The sequence below is a fragment of the Stenotrophomonas sp. YAU14D1_LEIMI4_1 genome, from assembly GCF_003086815.1.
Taxonomy (GTDB): domain Bacteria; phylum Pseudomonadota; class Gammaproteobacteria; order Xanthomonadales; family Xanthomonadaceae; genus Stenotrophomonas.
Window position 1 is genome coordinate 2,175,034 of the sequence record NZ_CP025997.1, and the last position, 13,097, is coordinate 2,188,130.

18 protein-coding genes are annotated in these 13,097 nt (G+C 64.6%); 9 read left to right on the top strand and 9 right to left on the bottom strand.

Going from position 1 to position 13,097, the window contains the following annotated elements:
* Nucleotides 1-9 precede the first annotated feature (9 nt).
* The 4 genes from C1932_RS10130 to C1932_RS10145 are packed head-to-tail and all read right to left on the bottom strand — an operon-like array spanning nucleotide 10 to nucleotide 2,781.
* Nucleotides 10-699: a glycosyltransferase family 2 protein gene (locus C1932_RS10130; RefSeq protein ID WP_108762042.1), complete on the bottom strand. Its 690-nt coding sequence runs from the start codon at nucleotides 697-699 to the stop codon at nucleotides 10-12.
* Entirely contained in the window at nucleotides 696-1,283 is a 588-nt protein-coding gene (locus tag C1932_RS10135) for an SAM-dependent methyltransferase (protein ID WP_108762043.1), read from the bottom strand. The genes C1932_RS10130 and C1932_RS10135 overlap by 4 nt, the downstream gene beginning before the upstream one ends.
* Nucleotides 1,280-2,032, bottom strand: a complete 753-nt coding sequence (locus C1932_RS10140) for a PIG-L family deacetylase (RefSeq protein WP_108762044.1) — start codon at nucleotides 2,030-2,032, stop codon at nucleotides 1,280-1,282. Before C1932_RS10140 ends, C1932_RS10135 begins: the two co-directional genes overlap by 4 nt.
* Nucleotides 2,020-2,781 (bottom strand): acyl-CoA dehydrogenase, encoded by a 762-nt coding sequence (locus tag C1932_RS10145; protein WP_234412080.1) that lies wholly within the window; start codon nucleotides 2,779-2,781, stop codon nucleotides 2,020-2,022. The genes C1932_RS10140 and C1932_RS10145 overlap by 13 nt, the downstream gene beginning before the upstream one ends.
* Before the next feature lie 363 nt (nucleotides 2,782-3,144).
* On the opposite strand from C1932_RS10145, the gene C1932_RS10150 reads away from it, so the two are divergent.
* The 3 genes from C1932_RS10150 to C1932_RS10160 all read left to right on the top strand — a co-directional run bounded on the left by C1932_RS10150 (nucleotide 3,145) and on the right by C1932_RS10160 (nucleotide 6,111).
* Nucleotides 3,145-4,875 carry a PAS domain-containing sensor histidine kinase gene (locus C1932_RS10150; RefSeq protein WP_108762046.1) on the top strand — a complete coding sequence of 577 codons (1,731 nt, stop codon included), beginning with the start codon at nucleotides 3,145-3,147 and terminating at the stop codon, nucleotides 4,873-4,875.
* Between the two features lie 87 nt (nucleotides 4,876-4,962).
* A complete protein-coding gene (locus tag C1932_RS20025) occupies nucleotides 4,963-5,646 on the top strand; it encodes a hypothetical protein (RefSeq protein WP_234412081.1) in 684 nt (227 codons plus the stop codon).
* Nucleotides 5,647-5,670: 24 nt separating this feature from the next.
* Entirely contained in the window at nucleotides 5,671-6,111 is a 441-nt protein-coding gene (locus C1932_RS10160) for a hypothetical protein (RefSeq protein WP_108762048.1), read from the top strand.
* Between the two features lie 485 nt (nucleotides 6,112-6,596).
* Here the strand turns inward: C1932_RS10160 and C1932_RS10170 are convergent, their stop codons facing one another.
* Complete coding sequence (locus C1932_RS10170) at nucleotides 6,597-7,301, bottom strand: hypothetical protein (RefSeq protein ID WP_108762049.1); 705 nt, start codon at nucleotides 7,299-7,301, stop codon at nucleotides 6,597-6,599.
* A gap of 219 nt (nucleotides 7,302-7,520) precedes the next feature.
* Between C1932_RS10170 and C1932_RS10175 the strand changes: the two genes are divergently transcribed.
* From C1932_RS10175 to C1932_RS10195, 5 genes are all read left to right on the top strand, one after another.
* Nucleotides 7,521-9,044 (top strand): EAL domain-containing protein, encoded by a 1,524-nt coding sequence (locus C1932_RS10175; protein WP_159094527.1) that lies wholly within the window; start codon nucleotides 7,521-7,523, stop codon nucleotides 9,042-9,044.
* Nucleotides 9,045-9,128: 84 nt separating this feature from the next.
* A complete protein-coding gene (locus tag C1932_RS10180) occupies nucleotides 9,129-9,377 on the top strand; it encodes a hypothetical protein (protein WP_108762051.1) in 249 nt (82 codons plus the stop codon).
* A 20-nt stretch (nucleotides 9,378-9,397) separates the two neighbouring features.
* A complete protein-coding gene (locus C1932_RS10185) occupies nucleotides 9,398-9,898 on the top strand; it encodes a hypothetical protein (RefSeq protein ID WP_108762052.1) in 501 nt (166 codons plus the stop codon).
* Between the two features lie 26 nt (nucleotides 9,899-9,924).
* Nucleotides 9,925-10,203, top strand: coding sequence for a hypothetical protein (locus tag C1932_RS10190; protein WP_159094528.1), 279 nt, complete (start codon nucleotides 9,925-9,927; stop codon nucleotides 10,201-10,203).
* Between the two features lie 15 nt (nucleotides 10,204-10,218).
* Nucleotides 10,219-10,461, top strand: a complete 243-nt coding sequence (locus tag C1932_RS10195; RefSeq protein WP_108762054.1) for a hypothetical protein — start codon at nucleotides 10,219-10,221, stop codon at nucleotides 10,459-10,461.
* A gap of 60 nt (nucleotides 10,462-10,521) precedes the next feature.
* Here the strand turns inward: C1932_RS10195 and C1932_RS19820 are convergent, their stop codons facing one another.
* The 4 genes from C1932_RS19820 to C1932_RS10205 form a co-directional block, all read right to left on the bottom strand.
* Nucleotides 10,522-10,884: a hypothetical protein gene (locus C1932_RS19820; protein WP_159094529.1), complete on the bottom strand. Its 363-nt coding sequence runs from the start codon at nucleotides 10,882-10,884 to the stop codon at nucleotides 10,522-10,524.
* A gap of 4 nt (nucleotides 10,885-10,888) precedes the next feature.
* Nucleotides 10,889-11,011: a hypothetical protein gene (locus C1932_RS20115; RefSeq protein WP_267895878.1), complete on the bottom strand. Its 123-nt coding sequence runs from the start codon at nucleotides 11,009-11,011 to the stop codon at nucleotides 10,889-10,891.
* Nucleotides 11,012-11,080: 69 nt separating this feature from the next.
* Nucleotides 11,081-11,632, bottom strand: a complete 552-nt coding sequence (locus C1932_RS10200; protein ID WP_234412083.1) for a hypothetical protein — start codon at nucleotides 11,630-11,632, stop codon at nucleotides 11,081-11,083.
* 73 nt (nucleotides 11,633-11,705) lie between these two features.
* Nucleotides 11,706-12,356, bottom strand: coding sequence for an NAD(P)-binding oxidoreductase (locus tag C1932_RS10205; protein WP_108762055.1), 651 nt, complete (start codon nucleotides 12,354-12,356; stop codon nucleotides 11,706-11,708).
* A 112-nt stretch (nucleotides 12,357-12,468) separates the two neighbouring features.
* On the opposite strand from C1932_RS10205, the gene C1932_RS10210 reads away from it, so the two are divergent.
* The gene (locus tag C1932_RS10210) at nucleotides 12,469-13,083 is read left to right on the top strand and encodes an energy transducer TonB (RefSeq protein ID WP_159094530.1); all 615 of its coding nucleotides are present in this window, start codon (nucleotides 12,469-12,471) and stop codon (nucleotides 13,081-13,083) included.
* Nucleotides 13,084-13,097 lie beyond the last annotated feature (14 nt).

Genomic DNA, 13,097 nt, shown 5'->3' on the forward strand with positions numbered 1-13,097 from the left:
TTACACGCCTCAGCTGGCCAAGGCCAGCTGGGGCGGTACACCATGCTCCTGCGCTGCAAGGGCCGCCAGATGATCGGCAAAACCGCCGCTGGCGCGCCCGACCAAGCGGGCACTGGTGCTCACCACCGGATCACCGGCCCAGCAGATGGATGCGCCGCTTGCCTGCAATCGTTTCACCAGATCCACATCTTCCGAACAATGCTGCGCCGCGAAACCTCCGGCCGCCAGGTAGGCACGTGTCGACACGCCCATGTTGGCGCCGTGTACGCGGCCGTGCCCGTGCTCCCAGCGTTCTCCGCGGTGGAAACAGTTTCGTAGCCAGCCTTGCCCGGGCGACAGATCACCAAGATCCACGACCCCGCAGAAGACGTCAGCGCCCGCTTCGCACTGCGCCACAAGCCAATCGGCTGGCACTTGGCTGTCTGCATCGGTGCTGGCCAGCCACCGTGCGCCCATGCGGATCAAGTCGTCCGCCGCCGCCGCTCGCGCTGCACCCACGCAGCGGGCCTGCACCTGCACCATGCCGACGCCGTGGCGCCGGCAGATATCCGCGCTGGCATCCGTGCAGGCATCCAGCGCCACCGTCATCCGTACTGGCTCTCCCTTCAGCCGCGGGTGCGCGGCGGCAATGGACAGCGAGCGCAGGCACGCGTCCAGGCACCCCGCCTCGTTGTGTGCGGGCACCAGTATGCCGATCATCTCAGGCCCTCTTCGCTGGCCAGCGACAGTGGCGCGCGGGACCACGCCTGCAGCACGAAATCGCTGTCCCGGTAGCAGAACGCTTCCTGCAGCCCGTGCCCCAGACGCTCATGCACGAGCGCGGTGCGGCTGGCGCGGCCGTTGAAGGAGGGCAACCAGTGGCAAGCCACCAGCAGTCCGTCATCCTTCAATGCAGCGTGTACCCCGTCGCGCAGCTCCACCAGCGCGTCCGGTCCCAGGTAGTAGCCCATCTCGCTGCAAACGATCAGGTCGAAGCGGCCGGCCGGCCACTGTTGCGGATGCTGCGCGCAATGCACCTGCACGTGCGGCAGATGGGCCAGACTGCGGCGCGCCTGGAACGTCGCCCGCGGGCTGATATCGGTTGCCAGCAGGCGCTCGCAGCGGCCGGCCAATGCTTCGGTCAGCACCCCGTTGGAACAGCCCAGTTCCCAGCCGCGCTGGAAGCTGCGGCGCGTCAGACTGGCCATCAGCACGCCGCGCTTGCGCTCCTCGTACCAGCGGCTGCGGTAGCCGAAGGGATCATCGATGGCATGCACTTCGTCGAAGTACGGCTGGGCACTCATGCGAAATAAACCTCCTGGGTACGATGGAAACGGTCGAGCACGTACGCAGGCAGGATGGGCTCGGCCTGCAACCGGGGCACATCGCCGGTCTGTGTACGGAAACGGGTAATGGCCTGCCGCTTGTGGGCGGCCACCGGGGAAATGTCGAGCAGGCGTGGCGACTCCCATGCCATGTGCGCGCAGCCCGGGTCCAGCCAGTGCCAACCCCAGACGGGGTACTCAAGCAGGCGGCAGCCAACGGCACGCGCGGCCCGCCACGCGGCGCGTCCGGCAGCTTCGTGGTCGGGATGGCCATCGAACCGCCACGGCGCCAGCAGCAGGTCGTCTTCGCGCAGGCACTGCCACAGCCAGTCTTCCAAACCGCTTTCGTGATCGGTCACGCCGCCATCGGCGACGCCCAGATGCACGATGGACTCTGCAGCAATGGACAGCTCGGACAATGCATCGCGCAGCTCCTCGCGCCGGGCCTGCCGCAGGCGCGGCGGCGTCCACCACTGCTCACCGGGGTAGCACGCCTCGCCGTCGGTCACCGCCACCACCTGCACCGGCATGCCCATGCGGGCGGCGGCGCACATCAGGCCTCCGCAGGCCAACACCTCGTCATCGGGATGCGGTGCAACCACTACAATCCGCCCTGCCCCGGCACACAGCTCGGCCGCGGTCGCTGTGGGTTGCTGCCACAGCCAGTCACAGCGGTCCCACGCGCTCGCTTCCGAACCGCGCCCGTTGATGATGGCTACAGCGCCCATGGTTTCACCTGTGCTGCACACTGCTGTCCCAGCCATTCCCAATCCTTGTCCGCGTGGCTTTGCCGAAGGAACACGCTCAGATCGGCCCAGCGGCGCGCGTGCGCGTCCTCCATGCACATGGGCGCTGGTCCCAGTGCGCGGCCGGCAAGGTCCAGGATCTGGGTGGCCGCGCGTTCCACCACGCTGCGCGCACGCACCACCTGCACGCGGTGGGTCAGCTGCGGCGCCAGGTCGATCGCGGCGGCCAGCTCGCGCAGCAGCGCGGCGGCCGGTGCCAGAGCGAGGTCAGCCTTGCCCAGCAGACGCGCGCGCAGGCCTTCGCTGCAGGCATGTTGCATGCGCTCTGCAAGCGCGGTGGCCGCGCCGAACCACACGGCCGCAATGCCCGCGCCGCCATGCCAGAACCCGGGACGATCCAGATAGGCATTCAGTGGGCCGACCGCCTCGGCCTGGGCATCGTCGAAACGCACCGTGGTGGACGGTACGCCGGCCATGCCGGGGGCGGGCCACGGCTCACCCTCCAGTGCATGCCACTGCGATGCATCCACCCGATAGAGCTGCACCCCTCTCTCGTCGCGCACGGTTACCAGCGCAGCATCCACCAGCTGGCTGCCCGAACACCACGGCTTGTCGCCGCGCAGTCGGCCGCTTGCATCGGCGCGCAGGGTGCAGGCGGGTCCCTCTGCTGCCCAAACCGCCAGCAACTGGCCGTCCGACGGCGCTGCGCCGAGTTCGTGCAGGATCGCCACGGCGTCATGATGGGCTTCAAGCACCTTCGCCAGACACAGATCCTCATGCCCCAAGGCAGCGAGCCCTCGCCAGCGCTCCAGCGTACGGCCTTGACCAGGCAATGGCAGTGCGTTGACCTGCAGCAGTCGCTGCCGGGCCAGATTCGAAAGCGGTGACGGCAGCACGGTAGCGAGCATTCGCAGTTAACTGTGGAGGCGGGCCTTCAACGTAAGTCGCGCGAGGTCATACGGCCGTCTTGCGGATGTAGCGGGCACATGAACGCGCGGTGGCAGGATCATCACAACCCTTGCGCGCGGTGACTCGTCACGCTGTCTGTACCATTCATGATCGACGCTGTGAGGAGGTATTCAACAGGTCTTCACATGTCTCGCAGCGAACTGCCCGTGTCGTCGCCCGACTCCCTCGCTTATCGCCTGCTGCAGGACAGCGACTGGGCACATGGTGGGCTTGCAGAGGCGGCGCCGGACGAGCTGCGCACCGTGCTGACGATGATCCTGGATTGCCCAGAGCCGCTGTGGATTTCCTGGGGACCGGACAACCTGTTCTACTTCAACGACGCATTCTCGCCCTGGATGGGCAACAAACTGGCCGGCGCGATGGCCACGCCGGTGAGAATCGTCTGGCACGACGTGTGGGATGAGCTGGGTGGAGCCATCGCCGATGCGATGGCCGGCACCCACCGCAGCTTCCGCAACCTGCGCGTCTTCATGGACCGCGATGGCACGCGTCGCGAAACCTTCTGGACTTTCTCCTATTCCCCCATCCGCGTGGCAGATGGCAGCGTGGGCGGCATTCTGTGCGTGGTCAGCGACCAGACCGAGTTCGTTTCCGAGCGCAACGAGCATTCGCGCCAAGTCGAATCGATCAGTGAGGAGGCAAGGCAGGCCCACGCTGAGCTGGTGAGGGCACGCGAGCAGCTGCGGCAATCGCAGAAGCTGGAAGCCATTGGCCAGCTGACCGGCGGCGTGGCGCACGATTTCAACAATCTTCTGCAGGTAATCACCGGCTCGGTGGACATGCTCCGCTATGGCAAACCCCGCGACGAGCAGCAGCGCCGGCACATCGAAGCCATCGGCGCGGCAGCAGACCGGGCGACCAGCCTGGTCTCGCATCTGCTGTCCTTCTCGCGCAGGCAGACGCTGTCACCGGAAGTGTTCGATCTGGGCAAGGGGGTGGAAGGACTGGCCGACATCATCCGCACCCTGCTCGGCAGCCGGGTGGCATTGCAGCTGGATCTGCCCGATGATCCGCTGCACGTGCTGCTGGACAAGACCCAGCTGGATACGGCACTGATCAATCTGGCGGTGAACGCACGCGATGCCATCGGAAAGAACGGCACGGTGCGCATCTGCGTACGCCGGGTCGATACCATGCCTTCGGTACGGTTCGCGCCGCCACTGAAGGGCGCCTTTGCGGCGGTTGCGGTGAGCGATGACGGCTGCGGCATCGAAGAGTCGGTCTTGAGCCAGGTATTCGATCCGTTCTTCACGACCAAGGGTGTGGGTGAAGGCACTGGCTTGGGACTCAGCCAGGTGTTCGGCTTCGTCAAGCAGTCCGAAGGCGAGGTGGATGTCACCAGCACCGTGGGCGAAGGCAGCACGTTCGTCTTGTACCTGCCGCTGACCGACCAGGAGCCGGTTTCAATGGAAGGTTCGTCCCTGCATGCACTGCAGGAAGCGAAGGGCTTGAACGTGCTGGTGGTGGAAGACAACGTGGATGTTGCGGCATTCGCGGTTTCGGCACTGCGGGAACTGGGCTGCGGCGTGCAGTTGGCGCGCAACGGCGCAGAGGCTCTGGCCGACCTGGATCTGCATCATGCGCGCTACGACGTGGTCTTTTCGGACGTGGTAATGCCGGGCATTACCGGCCTGGAACTGGCCAGGACAGTACGTGCCACCTATCCTGGGCTGCATGTGGTCCTGACCAGCGGCTACAGCGAACTGCTGGCGCGGGAGACCGACCATGGCTTCGTCGTGCTGCGCAAGCCTTATACCCTGGGTGGTCTGGCCGAGGCGATCAAACCGCCTGTGGGTGCGGGAGAGGCGGTTGTGGATTTGGGAAGCGACGACCGTGTGTGGCGCACGGTGAGTTGAATCACGAAGGCGGCGAACCATTGCTGCCGACAAGCGCACGGCTGTATAAATGGTCGCCGATCCGGCTTGCCTAGATCCACTCTTCAGATGCCGATAGGCTATGCCCTGATCCTGATCTTTCCCGTGCTTGCGGCGGTGTTCCGCATTTGGGCCAGTGCGAGTTTGGATGGGAGCGCCCGGATCTCTGCGCGGGACTGCGCCGTAGATCAATTCAAGGGCGGGGCCCTTTTCCTGGCTGTGGGTCCGCTGGTGGGAACGCTGGCTGCCTTTCTCGCCGTCTCACTGAAAGCGGGCACCGTGCTTAACCCCTTGGCCATGCTGTTCCTGTTGTTGTTTGCCTACCCAATGGGTGCCATTCCGGCGATGGCGACCGGTGCCTTGATGGGTGCCTTGAAGCCCTGGCTGTGGGGCTGGCGCGCCTTGGCATTGAGCAGCGCGACGGGGGCCCTGCTTTCATCGATTCCGTCACTGGCTGCGGGCAGTTCGCGCGGGTTGGGCGATGCGGCGGCTTTCTGTTTCTGCGCTTGGGGTGGTGCTGTCGGCAGCGCCGGCCGTTTCGGCGGTGGTGGGCTGGTTGCTGCTGGGGCAGCGCCTGAGTGCGATGCAAGCAGCGGCACTGGGGCTGATTGTGGTTGCCATGGCGGGGCATGCGCTTTCGGGGGCGCGCCGAGCAAGGGCGGGGGTTATGGCGGCGGACTGATTGCGATTGGCGGTCCAGTCGAGCAAGCTCGACTCTACTGTGCTGTCGCTGGACCATTTGGGATTGGGTGATAGAACTCCAAACGCAGGATGCCGATGAAGATTCTCTGGAACGTGCTGATTATCGCGGTACTACTCCCGGTGGCCGGCTGCATGGAAGTGGTGAGCGCTGAATACGCCGACCGCGATGAGGCCAAGAACAGAAATGCCATCGGCGAAGCGAAGTGGCTGCCCGCCTGGTTGCCTGCGGATGCGGTCAACATCCGCGAGACCCACGACATCGACACGAATGCGTCATGGGTGGTCTTCCGCCTGCGATCTGGCGCTCTTGTGTTGCCCGTGAATTGCAGAAGAACTGCGCGGCCAGAAATGCCCGGCAAGCAGGTAATTGGCCGGTTCCCAATGTTCGCCCGCGATGCATGGTCGCGCGCATCGGCGTCCAACGGCATGTTCTATCTGTGCACCGAGGGCACGACGACCCATTGGGTCACGCACGATAGGGAAATGGATCTTGTCTACAGCGCAACAGTATTTTGACAGGCCGGCCTGCTACACATCCGTTGCCCCTGCCTTACTGGTCCCGGCACCGAAGCCATTCCCCCTTGGCAGTGCGTAGCTGCTCCCAACCATTGCTCAGGCGCCGCATGGCCGTGCCCCCCAAGCAGGCTGCCCCTACCCGCTTGGACTCAGCCGTTCCATAGGCCGGCAGACGGACGACTTCACTGGATGGCGTAGGCAGCCCTTGGCGCCGGGCCTCGCCCTGTACGTAGCCACGCTCGATGTCAGCGCAGTACAGCCGCATGCGCGGGTCGAGGAACTGATCGCATTTCATCGGATCGGCACCGGGGTTGTGTGCCTTCGGAACGGATGGCGTGTGCTTCGGCGCGGGCTGGGGCCCGGTGGCAGAGCGCATCTGCTGGGCGTGCGCGGGCGGCGCCAATGCCATCAACGCCATGAAGAAACCGATTCTTGCGTCCATGCCAGCCCCCTGGTGTCTGGGGGGATGGTAGCCGAATGTGGGTTCAGTCGAGCAAGCTCGACTCTACTGACTGGCGCGGTCGGGTGTCCTCCAGGAACATTGCCATCCATGCGTCCATCACTGCAAAGATGTCGATGCCGCGCTCCGGGGCCTCCGGCGCCTCATGCCACCAGATAAGGCCCGCCGCAGCTTCCAGCCGGCCCTCCTCCACCGCAACGTAGTCGCCGCCCCCGTTGGAGAACACCGTTATCCAGCTGCGGGCAAATGAATCATCCTCCTCGTCAATCATGTCGGAAACGCGTGATTGATCGCAGAGGCGCTGCGGCCCCATCGAACCGGCCGGGAAGAAGGTGTACCCGTCGTGGACCTCGCGATGGAAGTCCTGCAGCCTTGCCCGAAGGCGCTTGAACTCTGGTGTGACGAGTGCACCCCCTGTTAGTGGGGCACCCCCCACGTAGTAGTAGACGCTGGAACCATCATGAAAGATGTACGCCATCTCGATCTCGGCACCGACGAGCAGCACCGTGCCCAGCAGACACTCATCAAGCAGCCGCAGTGTTGTCGGAAACTCAGTCGAGAATCCGCTCCAGCCAGCGGGGTACTGAGGCGGGGCCTCGAGGCTCAGGCCGAACCTGTGCCAACCTAGGGGAAGTGCCAAGCCTGGTGGGACATCCTTGGGGTCAAGGTAGACCTTGCAATCAGGGAATGTCTCCTCGATGTCCCGAGTGACACGGTCAAGTGAAGTCATTGCACTGCACCTGTGCGTTCCGTGGGCACCGAGGCGGACCGTACGATTGAAGGTTGGCTTTACATGCCTTAACGCAAATTACAGTGCCGGCGCTCAGTCGAGCAAGCTCGACTCTACCGGCACTGCGACCGGATTGCCGGCCCCTCCCCCTTGCTCCCACCGCCCCTTGGCCCCATGCTGGGCCCAGCCCAAGACGCCATGTCGTACAGGGGGCCGTACTTGAGCCTGATTCGAGCAACCGCCCGCCGCCGCGCTGTTACCGAGGCCATCGTGATCGCCGCGCTGGCCGCCGCCGCCCTGCTGGCCGGGGCGCAGGCTGTGCTCTATTCAGAAGACAATGCCACGTCCGAGCGGATCGCCCAGGCGGTCCTGGGCCGCTCGGAGACCATTACCCGCGTACGCCGCGATGTGATGGATGAGGCGCTGCGCGTACCGGGCACGCCCTGCTCCGCCGAAGAACTGGCGCGCTTCAAGGCGCTTACCTTCCACTCCAGTTTCATTGCCGATCTTGGGCGGCTTGATGAGGGTCGTTTGACCTGTTCGGCCACCTGGGGGGACCTGGCTGCACGGGCGCTGCCGCCGCCCACGTTTCACCTGGGAAACTCGCGGGTCTGGCTGAGTGAAGACCTGGCCGGCACCCAGTACGAGGGCACGACGCTGATTGCTCGCGACGGCATTTTCAGTGTCTCGTCCACGTCGGCATTCGACGGCATAGATGGCCTGGCCACCAGCACGAGCACGCTCAGCATCGTCGCGGGCGATCGCAGCTACACCATCAGAAAACTGCAGCCGGGTAAGAGTTCCGCCACGCAGGCCGCTACGGTGCACAGCCGCACTTGCAGCACGCAGAACACCGTCTGCGTGGTGGTGGAAACCCCGCGCCGGTCCGTTGCCGGGCTGCCCGGCTGGATGCTGGTGCTGATGCTGTGCCTGAGCGCGATCGCCGGTGCGGTCGGCGCCTACGTTCTGGCGCGCCGGCGCAATGCACAGGATGGCTCGATCCACGCGCGCCTGGACCAGGCCATCAAACAGGGCGAGATAAAGCTGGTGTATCAGCCGCTCTGCCGTATACGCGATCAGCAACTGGTCGGCTTCGAAGCCCTGAGCCGCTGGCATCCGGACGCCGGCGAGGACATTCCCCCTTCGGTGTTCGTACCCATTGCACGGCAGTTCAACCTGACGCCGCTGCTGTTTCGCCACGTGCTGGCCCGGGCGCTGCAGGAACTGGGGCCGTCGCTGCGCCGCCACCCGCACCTTTATGTGAGTGTGAACGCAGAACCCCATGATCTGGCCCAGCCCAATGTAGTGCGCTATCTGGATGCCTTACTGCACGAGGCAGGCCTGCGCCCATCACAGATACGCATTGAGGTGACCGAACGGGAACAACTGTGCGCGGTCGGCAAGGCCAACATCGGCGAGCTGGAGACCATGGGTTACAAGTTGCTGATCGATGACTTCGGTACCGGCAGTGCGAACTTCTCGCACCTGGCCGAATCGCCGTTCCAGGGCGTGAAGATCGACCGGATGTTCGTGACCGCCATTACCGAAGATTCGCCGCTGCGCTCGGTGCTGCCGGGGATGTACCAGATTGCCCGCAAGCTGGGGATGGACGTGATCATCGAGGGTATTGAAACGCCACAGCAGGCCAGCCTGCTGCGTGAACTGGCCGCCGATGCCGTGGGCCAGGGTTGGCACTACGGTTATCCATTGCCGACGGCCGACGCCGTGGAAATGCTTGAGTGATGGTGCTCACTTCGTGATGGGCGTCTGAAACGCCCGCTGCAGCCACGAACTAAGATGGGATTTCCAAAAGGAGAATCCCCCCGCATGAAGCAACTGGGTATTCGCAGCGATGCCCCGGCCTGGACCGAGCACCGTGACATGCGAGTGGCGTTCCCCTTCCTTGCACGCCTGATTGACCAGGAGCAGCAGGCCGAAGTGGGCGCCGTACTGGAAAATGGCCACTGGCGGGTTGCACTTAGCGTGGCGCAGGCAACGACTGCCGAACTGGGCAACACGGGCTTCCTCCCCTGCCCCTACCCCGATGCCGCGCCTGACCAGGATCCCTGCCGCTGAATGTCCAAAGGAGTTGTGACATGAAACCTGCGCCTATCATCGCCCTGCTGGTGTTGCCCTTCACCGCAATGGCCGCCAGCCCGGACACCCCGGACGACGGCTGGTTGAAGGACCCGGCAAGCGGCTGCCAGTTCCTGGCGCCTCGTTCCCTACCCTCGGGCCCCACCTACTGGATCGGTGCCTGCCCCGGCGGAAAGGCCGACGGCCTGGGCGTGCTGCGCCGTCGCGATGGCGCGGACGCTGGCGAGGTGTTCTATGGCGAATTTAAGGATGGCGTGCCGCTGATCGGGGTGATCGACACCGCCCGCGGCAACCAAGGCGGGCTGATCGCCGGGCGCTGGAAGGACGGTGATCTGGCGACCCGCGAGGACAGCGTCTGGCAGGACAACGCGGACGCCTTCACCGCAGCCAGCAAGGCCGCACAGGCCGCGAGCGCGGCATACAAGGCGCAGAACAATGAGGCATCGGCCCGCTACTACGCGCAACAGGCGAAGATGCTGGACGAGCAGATGGACCGTTGAACCACCCGGACATGGAACAGACCACAATGGAATGGAAATTCGACCAGGCCCCGAACGTCGCATGCATTACCAGCCAGGCCGTGCTGGACGGCAGCCCGGTGCTGGTAGTGACCCACTACGCTGATGACCACTCATGGGCCTTCCTGGACGGCGCGGTGGCTGACCCCGTGCAGGCACACGTGGTTTCGATGGGATCCATCGTGCGGTTACACCCGGACGTGGAAGCTGTTGCGGACCTGTTGCCGGGGATGAACGCGGTACGCTCTGCAGCAGACGGGGTATGGCACAGGCAAGCACACGGGTAATGTGGGGACACGGATGTGACTGAGAAGAACTACTGGTTTACCCCGAAGCGCTATGGCTGGGGTTGGGGCTGGCCCTGCGCGTGGCAAGGCTGGGTGGTCTACGGCGTGGCCTTCGCATTGCTGGTAGCGGGGCCGTTCCTGTTCTCGCCCTTCAGCCGCCCCCTGGCCTTCATGCTGTACACGTGGGCCGTATCGCTGGTACTGGTGCTGGTGTGCTGGCTGAAAGGCGCGCCGCCTGGATGGCGTTGGGGGAAGTAGCCGCGGCTTTCAACGCGGCGCACGACTGATGACGCACGCCGAGCTGCTTGCTTCTTCAACCTACCTGGACTGAAGTACGCCCAGATCGATTTTCCTGGGGGAGACGCGCCGACTACTGATCGGAACTGCCGCGGATTCAAATCGGCGGCCATCGACGCATTCAATCGTGAAGCGATACTGCTTGGGTTCCGGCCCGGCAACAACCATCATCGGGACCGAGAAATGGCTGCCAACGGGCATCGCCGCCACTGCGTGGCCCGAGCCGTCGTGCATGTTCAGCTGGCACTGTCGACCGCCATCGTCACCATGCGGTTCTGGCACGCTTCCGGAGACGCGTACGATCAGATCGCCTCCGAATGTTGCGCATCCGGACTGCAACAGCAGGAACACACATACGGCCAAGGTGCGCGTCACGGTTGCCATGACGTCAGTCAAGCACGCTCGACGCTACGGGTTCGTGGTGCAGCGAGGCTTCGAGCAGGTTCACGTAGGTATCCAGGCGGGCGCGCTGGATGATCAGCATCCAGCCGATGACGTACAGCAGCACCATCGAAAGGATCAGTATGCCACCTGGCCAGCCCACGTCGAATACGCCCTGCCAGCCGCTGGTCTTCCAGCTTTAGTACTGCACGTAGAGTGCAACCAGCAGTGGGAACGACCCCAGTTTCTGCAGCCCGCCGTAGAGCAGGCCCATCCGCTCACCCATGCTGGCGCGGAGCACAGTGACAAAGCGCAGGCGTTGTTCGCGCTCACGCCGCGGAAAGCGCTGGAGCTCGGCGACAACGGCCAGCCAATGCCCGAACTCATTATCCATTTCCTTGGCGTGCGAGAGTCTGGGCTGGATGTACTGGCGGTATTCCCTGCGCGCCATCAGTACACCGCTGATGACAAAGCCACCGACCTCCACGGTCAGGCAGACCAGCAGGAACGGCAGCAGCACATTGGCAGGCACCCAGCGGTCCAGCAGCAGCCCCGTGATCAGCCCCAGTAGCGCCGCGCCTGCGCCCACGCGCACCGACCAGCGTTCAACGGCGCCCGGCTTGGGGTAGATGCTCTGACCTGTCAGCCCCTGCACGCGGCGGTAGAGTGCGTGGAAAGTGAGGCCTTCATCGGGCGCGTGCGCAGGAGCTGGTGTGGCGTCCAGATACTGGGTGTCCATTGCATCGCCCATGCTGTGCTCCTTGCTTGAAGCTGCATGCTAGCGCAGGTGGGTGTGCGGGCGGTTCAGTCGAGCAAGCTCGACTCTACAACTGATGCACGGCCTCGAACACCGGGGTGTAGCCTTCGGTCAGTTCAATGATGCGCCGACTGACCTGTGGCTGCTCCACCAACGCCAGCAGCGCGGCCGCCACATCTGCACGCGAAACCTCACCATAGGGAATGGCCAGTCCCGCACGCACCCGCCCCCTGCCGGGCCCATCGGTCAGCGTGCCAGGGCGCAGGATCACCCAGTCCAGACTGCTACTGGCCAAGTATACATCCGCCGCCTTCTTCACCGCCATGTAGTTTTCGAACGTATCCGACAGGTGCTTGCCGCGACCGGCCTCCGGGAACGCCGACACCAGCAGGAAGCGCGGGACCTGTGCTAGGGTTGCGGCAGCCACGGCCAGTTCCAGGCCGCGCCCGTCGATGGCATCGGTCATGGCCGTGCCGCCCTTGCCGCCTGCGCCGGCGGTGAACACCACCACGTCACTGCCCTGCATCAACGTGGCCAGTGCATCGGCCTGCAGCTGCAGCAGGTCGCCTTGCACGGGCTGTGCGCCCAAGGCAGACAGCTCGGGCGTCTGTTCGGCGGAACGGTGCATGGCCACCACGCGGTGCCCCCGCGCCGCCGCTTGCTGCACCAGTAAACGGCCGACTTTTCCGGCCGCGCCAATCACGAATATCCGGCTCATTGAAGGTTCTCTGCGAAGGAAACGCCACGTAGTGTGCAATGCCAGAATGAAACCAGGCGTGATCGCCGCTATGCTGCGCCCTGCCCCATCCATCACCGACAAGGAAGCGTGAGTGAAAAAATACCATCGCCATACGCCGCTGTTTGCATTGATGATTGCTGGCCTGCTGCCGGCCGCAGCGCAGGCCTCGGCGGACTGCGAAGTGATTGCCGATTCGATGGCTCGCCACCCTGCAGCGGTTGCCGAACTGAAGTATCCCGCTACCGCCCTCGCACCGGCGCACAAAGTAAAGCTGCGCGTGAAGGTGGCGGCCGATGGCACTGCCAAGGAAGTGGAAGTGGAAAGCCCGCACGATGCGGAACCGGTGCGCCGTAGTGCGCGCCAATGGCGCTACCGCTGCGAAAGCAACCAGGGCGGAACCGCCGAATGGGTGGTTCCCTATGCGGCCCAGCACTGCAAGGTGGACCTGACCAGCAAGGCGCACAATCCTCCCCGCTATCCCCCTGCCGCATTCCGCGACAACGTGCAGGGCACCGTGCTGTTGGCGCTGCAACCGCAGGGCGATGGCAAGACCGCGCGCCTTGCCTACGTGACCCAGAGCAGCGGTTCACCGCTGTTGGACGACGCTGCGTTGGCCGCAGGCAAGCGCTGGCAGTTTGCCTGCGGCGCAGAATTCGATGCCTCCGAGCCAGCACAGGAAGTGCCGATCCGCTTCGTGCTGAACTGACGGCAGGTTCGCAG

Coding starts and splice junctions, on each gene's coding strand:
- C1932_RS10130 (WP_108762042.1), bottom strand. CDS start 699: ATGATCGGCATACTGGTGCCCGCACACAACGAGGCGGGGTGCCTGGAC.
- C1932_RS10135 (WP_108762043.1), bottom strand. CDS start 1,283: ATGAGTGCCCAGCCGTACTTCGACGAAGTGCATGCCATCGATGATCCC.
- C1932_RS10140 (WP_108762044.1), bottom strand. CDS start 2,032: ATGGGCGCTGTAGCCATCATCAACGGGCGCGGTTCGGAAGCGAGCGCG.
- C1932_RS10150 (WP_108762046.1), top strand. CDS start 3,145: ATGTCTCGCAGCGAACTGCCCGTGTCGTCGCCCGACTCCCTCGCTTAT.
- C1932_RS20025 (WP_234412081.1), top strand. CDS start 4,963: ATGCCGATAGGCTATGCCCTGATCCTGATCTTTCCCGTGCTTGCGGCG.
- C1932_RS10160 (WP_108762048.1), top strand. CDS start 5,671: ATGAAGATTCTCTGGAACGTGCTGATTATCGCGGTACTACTCCCGGTG.
- C1932_RS10170 (WP_108762049.1), bottom strand. CDS start 7,301: ATGACTTCACTTGACCGTGTCACTCGGGACATCGAGGAGACATTCCCT.
- C1932_RS10180 (WP_108762051.1), top strand. CDS start 9,129: ATGAAGCAACTGGGTATTCGCAGCGATGCCCCGGCCTGGACCGAGCAC.
- C1932_RS10185 (WP_108762052.1), top strand. CDS start 9,398: ATGAAACCTGCGCCTATCATCGCCCTGCTGGTGTTGCCCTTCACCGCA.
- C1932_RS10190 (WP_159094528.1), top strand. CDS start 9,925: ATGGAATGGAAATTCGACCAGGCCCCGAACGTCGCATGCATTACCAGC.
- C1932_RS19820 (WP_159094529.1), bottom strand. CDS start 10,884: ATGGCAACCGTGACGCGCACCTTGGCCGTATGTGTGTTCCTGCTGTTG.
- C1932_RS20115 (WP_267895878.1), bottom strand. CDS start 11,011: ATGGTGCTGCTGTACGTCATCGGCTGGATGCTGATCATCCAGCGCGCC.
- C1932_RS10200 (WP_234412083.1), bottom strand. CDS start 11,632: ATGGGCGATGCAATGGACACCCAGTATCTGGACGCCACACCAGCTCCT.
- C1932_RS10205 (WP_108762055.1), bottom strand. CDS start 12,356: ATGAGCCGGATATTCGTGATTGGCGCGGCCGGAAAAGTCGGCCGTTTA.